The following is a 15,464-nucleotide window of genomic DNA, read 5'->3' on the forward strand; positions in this document are numbered from 1 at the left end:
AGAACTCTGACAAAGTGGTGTCCATCAATCGAAAGTGATGGACATCATTGTGCTGCGTACTGAGGTCACCCCCTACAACGGTCGAGACGAGCCGCTTACCTCAGCACTGGCCATGCTGTTGGAAAACCTTCTATGCGGGTCATCCGGGCAGGAGGAGCAAAGGCTGATCTGAGGAATCAAGCGACACTGAGACCAAAACGACGCGCGGAGCGGACGGCTACACCGAATCGCGTCCGAGCATCGCGTCAGAGAAGCTGATTCGCGCGCTGCTGTTGCAAGTGCTGTATTCGATTCGAAGCGAACGCATTCTGATGGAGCAAATCTTCTATGACATGCTGTTTCGCTGGTTCATGGCAAAGCATCGCTCCGGTGCCGCGACTCTACAGTTTCGCCTGAGCGTCGGTGCTGATTCATGCGTATCGTTGCTACGTTTCTTGCAATACCAGTTCTCTTGAGAACTGCCGCCACCATCAGCCGACGAGTCGTTATCCGATCCGCTCCGATCCGGTCCTGGGCACCAAGCTCTTGTGCCCAACCCAAGCCTGAACGAGTGTGTCATCGACACCGAAATGCTCTCCCGACAGATGACCGCGCACGCGTGTGGTCTCCACCGTCACGTTAAGCAGACTGGCCGTATCGAGGTCTGAAGCGCGTCGACCAATGCTTTGTGTTGACTCAGGCACCCTACAACCTGACGCGTATGCGAACGCTGGCTGCTCGGGCGGTATGAAAGCAGACTCGGAGAGCAATGCGAGATCAGCAGCACCTGAATCAACAAAGTTCGGCGTCGTTTTCAGTTGGGGCTCTACGTCGCTGCCTCGTTCGAATGAGCGGGCGCGCGTTCAAAAAAAGAGATCTTTGAACAGCCCGCCCAGCCTTTCAGTTTTGCCTGTACCAAGCTTGTTCGTTATCTGAATACCGCCTTTGCGCAGGCGGCGCAAGACGGCTGAAGGGATAGTCCCGCACAAGCCGCAAAAACAAACACGCCGGGCGATCGGCTCGAAAGCCAATCGCCCGGCGCGCCATTTCAAAGCTTGCCGCGTCTTAATGAAACAGCTTGACGGCCTGCGTCAGGGTATTCGTCACGCCCCATGCAAGCGGGATCAGTACATAAGCCCAGAACAGCACCAGCAGTCCCGTGTTCGACGAACTGCCTTGCTGGATATCGTTACGCGAATTCATTGCGAATCTCCTTTCTTCAGTCAGTTCGCGGTCTGCGCCGACGTGTTCATGTGATGCTTTTCGTGCACGCGCGTCACGAGCAGGTTGCAGACGAAACCGATCACGAGCAGGACGGCCATGATGTGCAGCGTCATCGTGTAGGCATCCGCGCCGGTGACGCCGTGGGCGACCTGATAGGCACGGACATAGTTGACCAGCACCGGACCGGCGATGCCCGCCGCCGCCCACGCAGTGAGCAAACGTCCATGAATGCCGCCGACGAACGCTGTACCGAACATGTCCGCGAGATAAGCGGGGATGGTCGCGAAGCCGCCGCCGTACATCGACAGGATGATGCCGTAGGCGAGCACGAACAGGGCGATGTTGCCGGCGGTGGCGAACCGCGGCACGAGGAAGTACAGCACGGCGCCCAGCACGAAGAACACGAAGTAGGTGTTCTTGCGGCCGATCCAGTCGGACGCCGACGCCCACACGAAGCGCCCGCCCATGTTGAACAGCGACAGCAGCCCGACGAAGCCGGCCGCCGCGCCTGCGGTGATCGACGTCTTGAAGCTCTCCTGGATCATCACCGAAGCCTGGCCGAGCACGCCAATACCCGCCGTGACGTTGAGGAACAGCACGAGCCACAGCAGATAGAACTGCGGCGTCTTGAGCGCCTGGTCGATATGCACGTGGTTCTTCGTGATCATCTTGCTGGCGGTGACGGGCGGCGTCCAGCCGGCCGGCTTCCAGTCCGCCGGCGGAATGCGGATGGCGAGCGCGCCGATCGTCATCGAGATGAAATAGAGCACGCCGAGCACGAGGAAGGTTTCCGCCACGCCCGCGCTGGTGGCGCTCTTGAAGTAGTTCATCAGCGCGACGGAGCCGGGGGCGGCGATCATCGCGCCGCCGCCGAAGCCCATGATCGCCATGCCCGTGGCCATGCCGCGGCGGTCCGGAAACCAGCGGATCAAGGTGGAGACCGGCGACACATAACCGAGCCCCAGTCCGATGCCGCCAATCACGCCATAGCCGAGATACAGCAGCGCGATCTGATGCAGATAGACGCCGAGCGCCGAGACGAGGAAGCCGCCGCCAAAGCAGCAGGCCGCCGTGAACATGGTGCGGCGCGGGCCGACCTTTTCGAGCCACTTGCCGGCGAAGGCCGCCGAGAGGCCGAGGAACACGATGGCGAGCGAGAAGATCCAGCCGAGCGTGGTCAGCGTCCAGTCATCCGGCGCCGACTTGGTGATGCCGATGATCTTCGTGAGCGGGGCGTTGAACACTGAGAATGCATAGGCCTGACCGATGCACAAGTGAACAGCGAGCGCGGCGGGCGGCACCATCCAGCGCGAGAATCCGGGCCGGGCGATGGTCGCCTCCTTGGAGAAGAAAGGTGTCGGGCCGTGGGCGGCCCCTTGATTGATTGTGCTGTTCATGGTGGTCTCCGTGGCGCGTCATGCAAGCACGTGCGCGCGCATCGTTACTGAGGTGCGTGCGCCGGGGTCGCCGGTGCAGCAGCCCGCCGTGGTTCATGCAGGCGCGCGATGCGGTTTGCATCCTGCGGCTGCAAGGCCATTTCGCGTCACAAACATGCTGCAAGAGCACATATGCATGCGGCGCTTTGCCACGGCTGGGCATGAACATAGACAACTGTGAAAGGCTTTGCAATATGAACACTCGTGCCATAAGCGTTTGCCCTCAGCGCAGGACACTTTTTGCATGGGCCGATCAGCACCGGCCGGTGTGGCGCATCGCTACAGCCGGGCGCAGCTGTTCTGAATGTGAACAACGCCCGATCTCCCGTACAAACCCTGAGCACATCGTGCTGAGCCGCATGCCGATGCGGTCGGCGAACCCGCCATGCGTGCGGCGGGCTCATGGCACGGAACTCGCAAACCAGAGCGACCGGCGCCGGCCAAGGGCTGTGCCGGCTCGTTCACGTCGACATGCGAGGAGCACACAGAATGAATCACGCGGAGATGCAGTTCCTGAGCACGGAGTACCCGTACAAGAAGCAATACGGCAACTTCATCGGCGGCAAGTGGGTTGCGCCAGCGGGTGGCGAGTACTTCGACAACATCTCGCCGATCACAGGCGAGCCGTTCACGTCGATCCCGCGCTCGCGCGAGGCCGACATCGAAGCCGCGCTGGACGCGGCGCACGCCGCCAAGGTGGCATGGGGCAGGACGTCGGTCACGGACCGCTCGAACGTGCTGCTGAAGATCGCGGAACGCATGGAGCAGAACCTGCAGCGCCTCGCGGTGGCGGAATCCATCGACAACGGCAAGCCGCTGCGCGAGACCATGGCCGCCGACATTCCGCTGGCCATCGACCATTTGCGTTACTTCGCGGCGGCGGCGCGCGCGCAGGAAGGGGGCATTTCGGAGATCGATCACGATACGGTCGCGTATCACTTTCATGAGCCGCTGGGCGTCGTCGGACAGATCATTCCGTGGAACTTCCCGATCCTGATGGCGATCTGGAAACTTGCGCCCGCGCTGGCCGCAGGCAATTGCGTGGTGCTCAAGCCCGCCGAGCAAACGCCGGCTTCCATCCTCGTGCTGATGGAAACCATCCACGACCTGCTGCCGCCGGGCGTTCTCAATGTGGTCAACGGCTTCGGTCTGGAGGCCGGCAAGCCGCTCGCATCGAACAAGCGCATTGCGAAGATTGCCTTCACCGGTGAGACCACGACGGGCCGTCTCATCATGCAGTACGCGAGCCAGAACCTGATTCCGGTCACGCTGGAGCTGGGCGGCAAGAGCCCGAATATCTTCTTCGAGGACGTGCTGAACGCCGACGACAGTTTCTTCGACAAGGCGCTCGAGGGCTTCACGATGTTCGCGCTGAATCAGGGCGAGGTGTGTACGTGTCCGTCGCGCGCGCTGATTCAGGAGTCGGTTTATGAGCGCTTCATGGAACGCGCGCTGAAGCGTGTTGAGGCGATCTCGCAAGGCCATCCGCTCGATACGAAGACGATGATCGGCGCGCAGGCTTCGCAGGAGCAGCTGGAGAAGATTCTTTCGTATATCGATCTCGGCAAACAGGAAGGCGCCGAGTGCCTCTCCGGCGGCGAGCGCAGGAGCTTCGACGGCGAGCTGAAGAACGGCTACTACATCAAGCCGACCGTCTTCAAAGGCCATAACAAGATGCGCATCTTCCAGGAAGAGATCTTCGGACCGGTGTTGTCCGTGACGACCTTCAAGACCGAGGAAGAGGCGCTCGACATTGCCAACGACACGCTCTATGGACTGGGCGCCGGTGTATGGACGCGCGACGGTACGCGGGCCTATCGCTTCGGCCGTGCGATTCAGGCGGGACGCGTGTGGACCAATTGCTATCACGCCTATCCGGCGCATGCGGCGTTCGGCGGTTACAAGCAGTCGGGCATCGGGCGGGAAAATCACAAGATGATGCTCGATCACTATCAACAGACGAAGAACATGCTCGTCAGTTATAGCGACAAGCCGCTCGGCTTCTTCTAAAGCCTTTCCAGCAGTCTGTGAGGCCGCCGCTGATTCCAGCGGCGGCCGTTTTCAAGAACGGGGACATCATGAGCGAACAGGACGTGCAGCGCGTGACGGCGACAGCGGCCGCGATCGAGCTGATCGAGAGGCTCAAGGCCGAACATGGCGAGGTATTGTTTCATCAATCTGGCGGCTGCTGCGACGGCAGTGCGCCGATGTGCTTTCCGGTCAACGAATTCATGGTCGGAGGATCCGACGTGAAGCTCGGGGCGATCGGCGGCGTGCCGTTTTACATGACCGAATCGCAGTATGAGTACTGGCAGCATACGCAGCTCATCATCGATGCCGTGCCGGGGAATGGCGGGATGTTCTCGCTGGAGCGGCCTTCGGGATTGCGGTTTCTGACGCGCTCGCGCTTGTATAGCGATGACGAGAATGCGTGGCTCGAGAGACATCCGGTAGAAAAAGTGGAATAGACACGACGATGCGTATCGTCGTTTGTGCTTCAGCGCCGGAAGCGACTCCTCACAAAACGAACGCGCACGAAACAATTCCGCTTGCCAGCGATGCCTCGTCCGATTGAAAACTATCGGCTCGGGTTATCGCTTCCTGTTTGATGACTTCGCACTCAATGCTCTGCATCAATAAAGTCATATTCTGATGCAGGCTAACGGCATATAACTTCCCGACTTCACTATGGGCGTCAGGCGAACTCAGGCCCGCCAGGCGCGTGAAGCATCGCGCTTCTGGTGACGAAGTTCGCGTGCGAGGCTCCGCATTGCAGGCATGAACTTGCTCCCGGTGAGGTTCTTCTCGGGTCGAGACCTGTTTCATCTTCTACATCAAAGAACGAGATGTCGCAGGCGGTGCCGTCAAGGCTGGGCGTGTTGCGCCGAGCCTGCATTTCCCGAACAGGAGAGGGTTCATGGCTGTGACTACAAGCTTTCCCGGTGTCTATGTAACGGAAGATCAATCCCCGGCATTATCGGTCGGGACCGCTTCGACCACGGTTCCGCTGTTCAGCATGCACTATCAGTTTTCCGGCACGGCGGTAAGGTTCGAATACTGGCTCGATGTCGTCAATTATCTCGGAACCGGTATGGATCTTGAGGATGCCGCAACAGCGGGACTTCGGGCTTACTTCGATGCAGGCGGCGGGCCTTGTTATGCTGTCTCACACGACTACCTCGAAAGAGAGGCTGGCAAACTGTCCTCAACAGTCAATCTGATCGTCGAGAACAGTTTCGACATTCCCCCTGAATTCCAGGATCTGAAGCCAGACGATGGGATCTTCCTGATCCTGGATGGACCCAAGGACGAACTCACCACCGCAGACCGCCCGACGCGCTATGGCAAGAATGCACTGGCGGCCGTCTACTATCCCTGGATCAGAGCGAAGTGGACCAAGGCTGACATAGCGCCAAGTGCGGTCATGGCAGCGCTTTACTGCAAGAATGACAAGAACCGCGGAGTATGGAAAGCGCCCGCCAATATGCCATTGCCCGCAGGTTTCACACCGAAGTACAAAGTATCCGATGATCTCCAGGGGCAGTACATGTCAGCGCCGGCGATCAACATGATTCGTACATTTCATGATCAGAACCCGGTTGTCTGGGGCGCACGTACGCTGGATGAGACCGACGAATGGCGATATGTGCCGGTACGGCGTCTGTTCATCAGTGCCGAGCGCGATATTAGAGCCGCGATGAACGCCCTGATGTTCGAACCCAATATGCCTAACACCTGGGAGAAGGTGAGATCGGCTGTCACCAGTTATCTCCGCAGCCTCTGGCAGCAGGGTGGTTTGACGGGCGTCTCCGAGGAAGAAGCGTTTTTCGTGCAGATCGGCAAGAACGTCACGATGTCGCAGGACGAAATCGAGCAGGGAAAGATGATCGTCCGTGTCGGCATGGCAGCGACACGGCCTGCGGAATTCATCATCCTTGAGGTTACGCAGAACGTGCAAAGCGCTTAAGGCCTGCGTACAAAGCAGCTGTTCATTGCTTGCGGGCGGGCACGTACATGGAATGACGTCCCTTGGCACGCATGACGCTCGCCATTGACCGATGTGGAAAATGAAAGATGAATGAGACGACAACTTATCCCGGCATCTATGTCTGTGAGAGTGCTTCATCGACGGTCAGCGTGACTCGCTCGTCATCGACCATACCTCTGTTCTGCATGGGCAGCGACTTCTCGACTGAACCAGTTCGATTCGATAACTGGTTCGATGTCGTCAATTACCATGGCGGAAACATCAAGACGAACGATCAGAAATCATGGGCGCTTCGTGGCTATTTCGAATGCGGCGGCGGCCCTTGCTACGCGATCGAGCCTTTTCATGTGCTGGACGGAGTAAAAGCACTGAAAAGGAGAATCACCCTGATCGTTGCACTTGCCAATGACCTCACTTCGCAGATTCAAAGCATCCTCGATATCGATCCCACCCTCTTCATCATCCTTGACGGGCCCTATGAGGAGATCACTGCGGCAGGCTTTGACGCCGGCTATGCAGCCACGTCCCATGCCGCGATGTACTACCCTTATCTGCGCGCAAGCTGGACGACGAGCGATATTCCAGCGAGCGCGCTGGTTGCTGGTCTCTATTGCCGGAACGACGCTACCCGAGGAATTTGGAAATCACCTTCCAACCTCCCTCTGCCTCGGGGCTATACGCCAAAGTTCAAAGTCTCGGACGACATCCAGGGGCTATACAACCAGGGAAAGGCCATCAACATGATTCGTTCGTTCGGCGACGAGACGCCCCTCGTCTGGGGCGCGCGTACGCTCGACGATACGGACGCCTGGCGCTATGTGGCCGTACGCAGGCTGTTCAGCAGCGTCGAGCGCGACCTGCAGAATGCAATGGAGCAGATGCTGTTCGAGCCAAACACACCTCTGACCTGGGAGAAGGTCCGCTCGGCAGCCGTCAGTTATCTGCACGGATTGTGGAAACAAGGCGCACTGGCTGGCGCGTCGGAGGATGAAGCCTACTTCGTACAGATCGGCAAGGAGGTGACGATGCTGGATCCCGACATCGCGCAGGGCAAGATGATCATGAAAATCGGCCTGGCCGCCGTGCGGCCCGCCGAGTTCATCGTTATCCAGTTCACGCAGAGCATGCCGGGCGGCTGACACTCACTCCCAACACGGCGGCCGCTTTTCAATGAACGCCTGCATGCCTTCGAGCGTGACGTCGTCCATCATGTTGCACGCCCTCGTTTCCGATGCAAGCGCAGAGGCGTCCTCGATGTGCCGCTCGATCCGGTGGTGCGAACAATACGCCGCCCCGCCGTTTCGTGCTCGATTCTGTTCCTAACATAGTCATATTTTGATGTGGGCCGAAGGCACATATCGGCTTGCTGTCACTATAAGCGTCAGGCGAGTTGAAGCATGACAGTACTGCGGAGCGTGTTCTCCGTGCAAGAGCCCGTTTCATTTTTCACCTCAAGCTGCGAGAGGTGGCGGGTGGGACGTCGGTGCTCAGCGTACCGCGCTGAGCATACATTCACCAAGCAGGAGAGAGTCCAATGAGCGTCACTACAAGCTTTCCCGGTGTCTATATAGCAGAGAGCGATTCCCCGACATTTTCGGTCAGCACCGCTCCGACCGCGATTCCGCTATTCAGCATGAACGCTGATTTCTCAAGCACTGCGGTCAGGTTCGAATCCTATATGGAGGTCGCGAGATATTTCGGAGCGGACCTGGATGTTAAAAGACCCGCCATCGCGGGACTTCGCGCTTATTTCGAAGCCGGTGGTGGACCTTGCTATGCCGTCTCACACGACTACCTGGAACAGGAGGCAAGTTCTCTGGGTTCGACAATCAGTCTTGTAGTCGCGAATGCCTTCGACATTATTCCGGAATTCTCTAGCCTGGATGTGGCCGATGGACTCTTTTTCATTCTGGACGGTCCAGAGGAAGAACTCACCATTCAAAGCCGCCCGACCAATCTTGGCTCGAGCGCGCTGGCGGCAGCTTACTATCCTTGGCTCAAGGCGCGATGGACCGATGCTGATATTGCGCCAAGCGCGGTCGTTGCAGCACTCTACGGTCAGAACGATCGAACCCGGGGTGTATGGAAAGCACCCGCCAACATCGCGTTGCCTGCAAGTCTCAAACCCAAGTACCAGGTTACCGATGATCTCCAAGCCGAGTACATGTCAGCACCGGCGATCAACATGATCCGCACATTCCGGGATCAGAATCCGGTCATCTGGGGCGCGCGGACGCTGGATGAGAGTGACGACTGGCGCTATGTGTCGGTACGGCGTCTGTTCCTCAGCGTCGAGCGGGACATCCGGAAAGCAATGAACACGCTGATGTTTGAGTCAAACGTCCCACATACGTGGGAGAAAGCAAGATCCGCTGTGACGAGCTACTTGCGGAGCATATGGCAGCAGGGTGGTTTGATGGGCATCTCCGAGGAAGAAGCGTTTTTCGTGCAGATCGGCAAAGGTGTGACGATGTCGGACACGGACATTGCGCAAGGCAAGATGATCATGAAGATCGGACTGGCCGCTTCACGACCGGCGGAATTCATCATCCTGCAATTCACGCAGAACCTCGAAGGCGCATGAGTCCCCGCCTGGTGATTCAACCGCTCACTCCCAACGCGGCGGCCGCTTTTCAATGAACGCCTGCGTGCCTTCGAGGGTGACGTCTTCCATCATGTTGCACACCATCGTTTCCGATGCAAGCGCATACGCGTCCTCGATGCCGTTCTCGAGTTGCCGGTAGAACAAGCCCTTGCCGGCCGCAACCGCTTCACGCGGTTTCGCCGCGATGTTCGCGGCCAGCTTGCGGACGGCATCATCGAGATCGCCCGGCGGGGCCACGCGGTTCACGAGACCGCGTTCCCGCGCCGTGGCGGCATCGATGAAATCGCCGGTCACCAGCATCTCGAACGCTGCCTTGCGCGACAGGTTGCGCGACAGCGGCACGCTGGGCGTCGCGCAGAACAGCCCGAGGTTCACGCCCGATACCGCGAAACGCGCATCGCTCGACGCCACCGCCAGGTCGCACATGGCGACCAATTGACATCCCGCTGCCGTCGCAATGCCGTGCACGCGCGCGATGACCGGCTGCGGCATCTGCTGAATAGTCAGCATCATCCTGGTGCAGCGTGCGAAGAGGGCGCGGTAATACTCGCGCGAAGGCTCGGCACGCATCTCCTTCAAGTCATGCCCCGCGCAGAACGCGCGGCCTTCGCCGGCCAGCACGAGCACGCGCGCCTCCGACGAAGCCACTTCCCGCAACGCGTGTTCGAGCGCTTCGAGCATGGCCTCGGACAGCGCGTTGAAGGCTTCCGGCCGATTCATCGTGAGTGTGACGACGCCCTTGACGCCGTACGCGTCCTGTTCGATTCGCACCAGTTCGCTCATTGATCCGCTCCTTCAGAGATTGAGCGCCGCAACTGATCCGGCGCGCTTGCGCAGTTCGAACTTCTGGATCTTGCCGGTCGAAGTCTTCGGCAGCTCGCAGAATTCGATCGCGCGCGGCACCTTGAAGCTCGCAAGTTTCGACTTGCAATACGCAATCAGTTCCTCGGCACTGACCTGCGTGTCCGCCTTGAGCTCTACGAACGCGCAGGGCGTTTCGCCCCAGCGCTCGTCCGGTTTCGCGACGACGGCCACCGCCAGCACGGCCGGATGCCCGTACAGCGCGTCCTCCACCTCGATGCTCGAAATGTTCTCGCCGCCCGAGATGATAATGTCCTTGCTGCGATCCTTGATGCGCACATAGCCGTCCGGACAGGCGACTGCGAGATCGCCGGTGTGGAACCAGCCGCCCCGGAACGCTTCTTCGGTAGCGGCCGGGTTCTTCAGATAGCCCTTCATCGCGATGTTTCCGCGAAACATGATCTCGCCGATGGTCTCGCCGTCAGCGGGCACCTGTTCCATCGTGTGTGGATCGCGCACGGTCACGGCGTCCTGCAAGTGATAGCGCACGCCTTGCCGGGCATTGAGATGCGCGCGCTCGTGAACATCGAGCGCGCTCCACTCGGCTTGCTGCGCGCATACAGTGGCGGGGCCGTAGACCTCCGTGAGCCCATACACATGCGTCAGCTCGAAGCCCATGCGCTCCATGCCTTCAATCATCGCGGCAGGCGGCGCGGCGCCCGCAACCATCGCGTGCACGGTCTGGTCGATGCCGGCCTTCCATTCATCCGGCGCGTTAACGAGCAGGTTCTGCACGATCGGCGCGCCGCAGTAATGCGTGACGCCTTCGCTGCGGATCAGGTCGAGCACGCCTTTCGCATCGACGCGCCGCAGGCACACGTTCACGCCCGCGCGGGCGGCCACGGTCCATGGGAAGCACCAGCCGTTGCAATGGAACATCGGCAGGGTCCACAAATACACGGCGTGTTTCGGCATGTCCCATTCGAGGATGTTGCTGAGGGCATTCGTATACGCGCCCCGATGGTGATACACGACGCCCTTGGGGTTGCCGGTCGTGCCCGACGTGTAGTTCAGGCAGATGGCGTTCCATTCGTCCGGGGGCGGCGACCATTCGTATGCGGGATCGCCGCTATCGAGCAACGCCTCGTATTCAATTTCGCCGATGCGTTCGCCCGCGCCGGTGTACTGCGGATCGTCGACGTCGATGACGAGCACGCTCTGCGGCACGTCCTCGAGCGCACGGCGCATGACGTCGGAGAACTCGCGGTCGACGAGTACCGCCTTTGCTTCGCCATGCGTCAGCATGTAGCCCAGCGTGGCGGCGTCAAGGCGCGTATTGAGTGTGTTAAGCACGGCGCCCGACATCGGCACGCCGAAATGCGCTTCGACCATTTCGGGCGTGTTCGGCAGCAGCGCGGCCACGGTATCCCCGAAGCCGATGCCACCTGCCGCAAGCGCGGAGGCGAGCCTTCGCGTGCGCGCATAGGTCTCGGCCCAGGTGCGCCTGAGGTTGCCATGCACAACGGCGGGGCGTGCCGGATAGACCGACGCAGCGCGCTCGATGAACGAGAGCGGCGTGAGCGCCGCGAAGTTGGCGGCGGTTTTGGGCAAATGGTCTTCGTACATGCCGGTGGACATTGTCTTCTCCCTGTGCGCAATGGTGCGGGTGAGTCAGTGTCACCCTTCTTGATTAGCTGGTTGTTATCATGCCCGCGAGTGGCATTTTCCTGATGACCAGGTCGCTCATGGTTTGCCCTGATCAGGCGAGGTCATCCAGCTTCACGGCGAAGCCGCGCTGCACGCCCGGGCGCGCGAACAGGGCGTCGTACCAGCGCTTCACGTTGGGAAAGTCGCCGAGAGAAACCTCATGGCGCTCATGGCGCCAGGCCCAGCCGAGGATCGCGAAATCCGCGACGGACAAGGCGCCCGCGACGAACTCCACCTGGCCGAGACGGGTATCGAGCACACGATAGAGGCGGCGGGTTTCATCCGAATAGCGCTTCAGCCCGTAACGACGATCACTTTCCGGCTCGACGGCGCGAAAATGGTGCACTTGCCCAGGCATCGGGCCGAAGCCGCCCATCTGCCACATCAGCCATTCGAGCACCGGCACGCGATGGCGCAGGCTTGACGGAAGAAACTTGCCGGTCTTCTCGCCGAGATAGAGCAGGATGGCGCCGGATTCGAAGACGCTGATTGGCTTCTCTTCCGGACCGTCGGGATCGACGATCGCCGGGATGCGGTTGTTCGGGCTGATGCGCAGGAAGTCGGGCGCATGTTGTTCGCCCTTGCCGATGTTCACCGGCCTGACGACATACGGCAGCTCCATTTCTTCCAGTGCGACGCTGATCTTGCGTCCGTTCGGCGTGTTCCAGGTATGCAGTTCGATTGTCATGGCGTTAGTCCCGGGACAGGTTCAACTGAGGGCAGGCGCGACGTAACGCTGGAACCCCGCGCGCTGCGTGACGCCGATGTACCAGCGTTCGAGATCGGGTAGCGCCGGACGCACCAGTTCGGCGATACCGAACCAGCGGCGCGCATACGCGCCGATGACGATGTCCGCGAGTGTAAATGTGCCGCCTTCGAGATAGTCGCGACCCTTCAGATGGGTGTTGATCACCCGCCAGAGCTTCTCCACGTCGCTGGCCGTGACGGCGAGTTGCGCGGCGTTGCGCTCAGCGGCGGACGTGCGGATGTAACCCCAGAAGAGCGGGCGTTCGGCGGGCTGCAACGTCGAGAGCGTCCAGTCCAGCCAGCGGTCCGCGCTCGCGCGAGTCTTCGGATCGGCCGGACAGAGTGTGCTGTCCGGCCCGTATTGCATCGCCAGGTAGCGCAGGATCGAGTTGGATTCCCACAGCACGAAGTCACCGTCCACCAGCGTGGGCACGCGGCCGGTCGGATTCATCGCGAGATACGCGGCTTCGTCGTTGCGGCCGAACTGCATGCCGGCGTCGATGCGGTCAAACGGAATCTTCAGTTCCTCGCAACACCACAAGACCTTCTGCACGTTGACTGAATTGGCTCGGCCCCAGAGTGTGATCATCGGATGGATCTCTTTGAGTGGAGAAGTGTCGTTATCTTAGCTGCGTTCGGTTCCGGGCGTTTTATCAGCGCGGAAAGGGCGTTTTGACGATCGGTCCACCCCCGCAGCAGCGACCGGGCGATCGCATTCTTCATACGCGGTCTCCTCGCAAAAAGTTAGCCTTGTCTCTTTCATTTCCCGTGCTCTGAGCACGCCAGAAGCAATATGGGATGAGCGAAAGTGACACTTTCCTTTGCAGTGGAACCTTTAAGGAAACGATGCCTTTCTCCATCGGTTTATATCTATCTGAGCGCACCGGATAATCAATGTCATAACCCCTTGAAATTCAATTGGCTACCCCTTGGAAGTCACATTGTAATGAGCGTTAAGAACCTGCTGCGCCTGGATTCATTATTTGCCCGGTACCAACGATCACTCAGCAGAGTGTGAGGCGCGTCACGAAAACAGGAGCTTGAGCAAATGGCGACAACTTCGGCACAAATGGCTTCGTCGTATCCCATCCCGACTTATCGATTCATCGTGTCGGTCGGAAGCGAGGATATTCCCTTCAATAACGTATCCGGTCTCAACATCACGTACGAGACGATCGAATACAAAGACGGTCTCGGCAACTGGTACCGGATGCCTGGCCAGCTCCAGACGGTGGATATCACGTTAAGGAAAGGCGTGTTCCCCGGCGATTCGAGGCTGTACGAATGGATTAATCAGATCGCGCAGAACAAACTCGAAAAGATGGATCTGACGATCAGCTTGACCGACACGAGCGGCACGACTCCCCTCATGACATGGACGGTCGACAACGCTTTCCCGAAGTCGATGACGTCGCCTTCGCTGGACGCCACGAGCAACGAGATCGCGGTTGAGGAATTGTCTCTGATGGCGGATCGCGTGACGCTGAAGATGGCGTCCTGAGCAAGGAGCTTCCCATGACAGTTGTTACGAGTTATCCCGGCATCTATATCCAAGAAGACGCGTCGCCGGCGCTGTCGGTCAGTCAGCTTGCCACTGCGGTGCCGCTTTTCTGCATGAACGAGGACTTTGGCACAAGCGTCATCCGCTTCAGCAGTTATCTCGACATGGCGCAATTTTTCGACGGCAAGCCGAATTTCGAGGACGTGAGTGTCTCGGGCCTTCGCGCTTACTTCGAATCGGGAGGCGGCCCCTGCTATGCGGTGTCATTCGAGAGCGTTGTGCAAGCCGCGAACCTCTGGCGGGATTCCATTACGCTGGTCGTGGCCAATGGCCATGACATCAGCACTTCGGTGGGCAGTCTCACGGATCCTGCTGCTTCGCTGTTCGTGGTTCTGGACGGGCCGAGGACGGAGATCACCGATGAAAAGCAGGCCGACGGTTACACGGCCACGTCATACGCTGCCGTGTACTACCCTTGGCTGACCGTGGCATGGAGCAAGACGGACATTCCGCCAAGCGCGGTCATGGCCGGCCTCTATTGCAAGAACGACCGGTCCCGCGGCGTGTGGAAGGCGCCTGCCAATCTGGCCTTGCCAGGGGGCTACACGCCAAAGTTCATGGTGAATGATGATCTGCAAGGCATGTACAACACGGGCCGCGCGATCAACATGATCCGCACCTTCAACGATACGGAGTCGCTCGTCTGGGGCGCCCGAACGCTGGAGGATTCGGACTACTGGCGCTATGTGTCGGTGCGCCGGCTGTTCAACAGCGTCGAGCGGGACGTCAGAAGCTCGATGAACTCGATGGTCTTCGAGCCCAACACGCCGCCCACGTGGGAGAAGGTGCGTTCCGCCATCAACAGCTATCTGCATGGTCTGTGGCAGCAGGGCGGCCTTGCCGGTGCCTCGGATGAAGAAGCCTATGTGGTGCAGATTGGCGAGGGCGTCACGATGTCGAAGGACGAAATCAAGCAAGGAAAAATGAAGGTTCTCGTAGGACTGGCTGCGGCCAGGCCGGCGGAATTCATCATCCTGCAATTCACGCAGAACATGGCTTGAGCGCTGGGCATTCGCTGTAGCCGGATTCACGTTCATCGAGGGAAAGATTCCAATGACCGAAGTTGTCTCTTATCCAGGCGTATATATATCGGAGGATTCTTTCCCTTCGATCTCCGTGAATCATTCGGCTACTGCAGTGCCGGTTTTTGCCGGCAACGTGAAGAAGGCTGACGGCACCAATTTCAAGGAATTCGAATGCGTTCGCGTGAGCGCGTGGCTCGATTTCAGCTCCATCGCCAAGGTCAACGCCAGCACGAACGTGGCCTTGACCTCCACAGCCGACGCGACGCTCGCCGGCGCCGACTCGAATGACGACACCAGCCGGCGCTGCATCCCCGTGCGCCGCCTGTTCAACAGCGGCGAGGCGGACATCAGAAAGTCGATGCAGGCCATGATGTTCAGCCGAACACCGCGC

Annotated in this window: 14 protein-coding genes and 2 pseudogenes; 8 read left to right on the top strand and 8 right to left on the bottom strand. The window is 59.6% G+C overall.

Translation table 11 applies throughout. The annotated features are described in order from the left end of the window. Positions 1-230: 230 nt before the first annotated feature. Positions 231-353: pseudogene (locus QCE62_RS22710) on the top strand (transposase); the annotation flags it as partial. On the opposite strand, the pseudogene QCE62_RS22715 reads toward QCE62_RS22710, so the two are convergent. The 3 genes and pseudogenes from QCE62_RS22715 to QCE62_RS22725 form a co-directional block, all read right to left on the bottom strand. After that, positions 312-629, bottom strand: a pseudogene (locus tag QCE62_RS22715) (IS5/IS1182 family transposase); the annotation flags it as partial. The pseudogenes QCE62_RS22710 and QCE62_RS22715 sit on opposite strands and share 42 nt — an antisense overlap. A 415-nt stretch (positions 630-1,044) precedes the next feature. Then, on the bottom strand, positions 1,045-1,182 hold the full coding sequence (locus QCE62_RS22720; RefSeq protein WP_309923418.1) for an oxalate:formate antiporter: 138 nt from the start codon (positions 1,180-1,182) through the stop codon (positions 1,045-1,047). A 20-nt stretch (positions 1,183-1,202) separates the two neighbouring features. Next, positions 1,203-2,600, bottom strand: coding sequence for an OFA family MFS transporter (locus tag QCE62_RS22725; RefSeq protein WP_309923420.1), 1,398 nt, complete (start codon positions 2,598-2,600; stop codon positions 1,203-1,205). Between the two features lie 528 nt (positions 2,601-3,128). Between QCE62_RS22725 and adh the strand changes: the two genes are divergently transcribed. From adh to QCE62_RS22750, 5 genes are all read left to right on the top strand, one after another. Then, on the top strand, positions 3,129-4,649 hold the full coding sequence (gene adh, locus QCE62_RS22730) for an aldehyde dehydrogenase (protein WP_309923422.1): 1,521 nt from the start codon (positions 3,129-3,131) through the stop codon (positions 4,647-4,649). Between the two features lie 68 nt (positions 4,650-4,717). Beyond that, on the top strand, positions 4,718-5,107 hold the full coding sequence (locus QCE62_RS22735; RefSeq protein WP_309923424.1) for a DUF779 domain-containing protein: 390 nt from the start codon (positions 4,718-4,720) through the stop codon (positions 5,105-5,107). 449 nt (positions 5,108-5,556) lie between these two features. Then, the gene (locus QCE62_RS22740; protein WP_309923425.1) at positions 5,557-6,606 is read left to right on the top strand and encodes a phage tail sheath C-terminal domain-containing protein; all 1,050 of its coding nucleotides are present in this window, start codon (positions 5,557-5,559) and stop codon (positions 6,604-6,606) included. A 107-nt stretch (positions 6,607-6,713) separates the two neighbouring features. Further along, positions 6,714-7,766, top strand: a complete 1,053-nt coding sequence (locus QCE62_RS22745) for a phage tail sheath C-terminal domain-containing protein (protein ID WP_309923427.1) — start codon at positions 6,714-6,716, stop codon at positions 7,764-7,766. Positions 7,767-8,161: 395 nt separating this feature from the next. Next, positions 8,162-9,211, top strand: a complete 1,050-nt coding sequence (locus QCE62_RS22750; protein ID WP_309923429.1) for a phage tail sheath C-terminal domain-containing protein — start codon at positions 8,162-8,164, stop codon at positions 9,209-9,211. 24 nt (positions 9,212-9,235) lie between these two features. On the opposite strand, the gene QCE62_RS22755 is transcribed toward QCE62_RS22750, so the two are convergent. The 4 genes from QCE62_RS22755 to QCE62_RS22770 form a co-directional block, all read right to left on the bottom strand. Beyond that, positions 9,236-10,015 (bottom strand): enoyl-CoA hydratase, encoded by a 780-nt coding sequence (locus tag QCE62_RS22755; protein WP_309923431.1) that lies wholly within the window; start codon positions 10,013-10,015, stop codon positions 9,236-9,238. A gap of 12 nt (positions 10,016-10,027) precedes the next feature. After that, positions 10,028-11,671, bottom strand: a complete 1,644-nt coding sequence (locus tag QCE62_RS22760; protein WP_309923433.1) for an acyl-CoA synthetase — start codon at positions 11,669-11,671, stop codon at positions 10,028-10,030. Between the two features lie 121 nt (positions 11,672-11,792). After that, positions 11,793-12,428, bottom strand: a complete 636-nt coding sequence (locus QCE62_RS22765; protein WP_309923435.1) for a glutathione S-transferase family protein — start codon at positions 12,426-12,428, stop codon at positions 11,793-11,795. A 21-nt stretch (positions 12,429-12,449) separates the two neighbouring features. After that, on the bottom strand, positions 12,450-13,076 hold the full coding sequence (locus tag QCE62_RS22770) for a glutathione S-transferase N-terminal domain-containing protein (protein WP_309923436.1): 627 nt from the start codon (positions 13,074-13,076) through the stop codon (positions 12,450-12,452). Positions 13,077-13,535: 459 nt separating this feature from the next. Between QCE62_RS22770 and QCE62_RS22775 the strand changes: the two genes are divergently transcribed. Both QCE62_RS22775 and QCE62_RS22780 read left to right on the top strand, forming a co-directional pair. Then, positions 13,536-13,988 (top strand): phage tail protein, encoded by a 453-nt coding sequence (locus tag QCE62_RS22775; protein WP_309923438.1) that lies wholly within the window; start codon positions 13,536-13,538, stop codon positions 13,986-13,988. A 14-nt stretch (positions 13,989-14,002) separates the two neighbouring features. Continuing rightward, complete coding sequence (locus QCE62_RS22780; protein ID WP_309923440.1) at positions 14,003-15,049, top strand: phage tail sheath C-terminal domain-containing protein; 1,047 nt, start codon at positions 14,003-14,005, stop codon at positions 15,047-15,049. Between the two features lie 120 nt (positions 15,050-15,169). Here QCE62_RS22780 and QCE62_RS22785 read toward each other — a convergent pair whose 3' ends face one another. Next, positions 15,170-15,442 carry a hypothetical protein gene (locus QCE62_RS22785; protein WP_309923442.1) on the bottom strand — a complete coding sequence of 91 codons (273 nt, stop codon included), beginning with the start codon at positions 15,440-15,442 and terminating at the stop codon, positions 15,170-15,172. Between the last annotated feature and the right edge of the window lie 22 nt (positions 15,443-15,464).

The sequence above is a fragment of the Caballeronia sp. LZ033 genome, assembly GCF_031451265.1.
GTDB lineage: Bacteria > Pseudomonadota > Gammaproteobacteria > Burkholderiales > Burkholderiaceae > Caballeronia.

Excerpts from the sequence above, each read along its gene's own strand:
- QCE62_RS22735 (WP_309923424.1), top strand. The coding sequence starts at position 4,718 with ATGAGCGAACAGGACGTGCAGCGCGTGACGGCGACAGCGGCCGCGATC.
- QCE62_RS22760 (WP_309923433.1), bottom strand. The coding sequence starts at position 11,671 with ATGTCCACCGGCATGTACGAAGACCATTTGCCCAAAACCGCCGCCAAC.
- adh (WP_309923422.1), top strand. The coding sequence starts at position 3,129 with ATGAATCACGCGGAGATGCAGTTCCTGAGCACGGAGTACCCGTACAAG.
- QCE62_RS22780 (WP_309923440.1), top strand. The coding sequence starts at position 14,003 with ATGACAGTTGTTACGAGTTATCCCGGCATCTATATCCAAGAAGACGCG.
- QCE62_RS22725 (WP_309923420.1), bottom strand. The coding sequence starts at position 2,600 with ATGAACAGCACAATCAATCAAGGGGCCGCCCACGGCCCGACACCTTTC.
- QCE62_RS22750 (WP_309923429.1), top strand. The coding sequence starts at position 8,162 with ATGAGCGTCACTACAAGCTTTCCCGGTGTCTATATAGCAGAGAGCGAT.
- QCE62_RS22785 (WP_309923442.1), bottom strand. The coding sequence starts at position 15,442 with ATGGCCTGCATCGACTTTCTGATGTCCGCCTCGCCGCTGTTGAACAGG.
- QCE62_RS22755 (WP_309923431.1), bottom strand. The coding sequence starts at position 10,015 with ATGAGCGAACTGGTGCGAATCGAACAGGACGCGTACGGCGTCAAGGGC.
- QCE62_RS22765 (WP_309923435.1), bottom strand. The coding sequence starts at position 12,428 with ATGACAATCGAACTGCATACCTGGAACACGCCGAACGGACGCAAGATC.
- QCE62_RS22745 (WP_309923427.1), top strand. The coding sequence starts at position 6,714 with ATGAATGAGACGACAACTTATCCCGGCATCTATGTCTGTGAGAGTGCT.
- QCE62_RS22775 (WP_309923438.1), top strand. The coding sequence starts at position 13,536 with ATGGCGACAACTTCGGCACAAATGGCTTCGTCGTATCCCATCCCGACT.
- QCE62_RS22720 (WP_309923418.1), bottom strand. The coding sequence starts at position 1,182 with ATGAATTCGCGTAACGATATCCAGCAAGGCAGTTCGTCGAACACGGGA.
- QCE62_RS22770 (WP_309923436.1), bottom strand. The coding sequence starts at position 13,076 with ATGATCACACTCTGGGGCCGAGCCAATTCAGTCAACGTGCAGAAGGTC.
- QCE62_RS22740 (WP_309923425.1), top strand. The coding sequence starts at position 5,557 with ATGGCTGTGACTACAAGCTTTCCCGGTGTCTATGTAACGGAAGATCAA.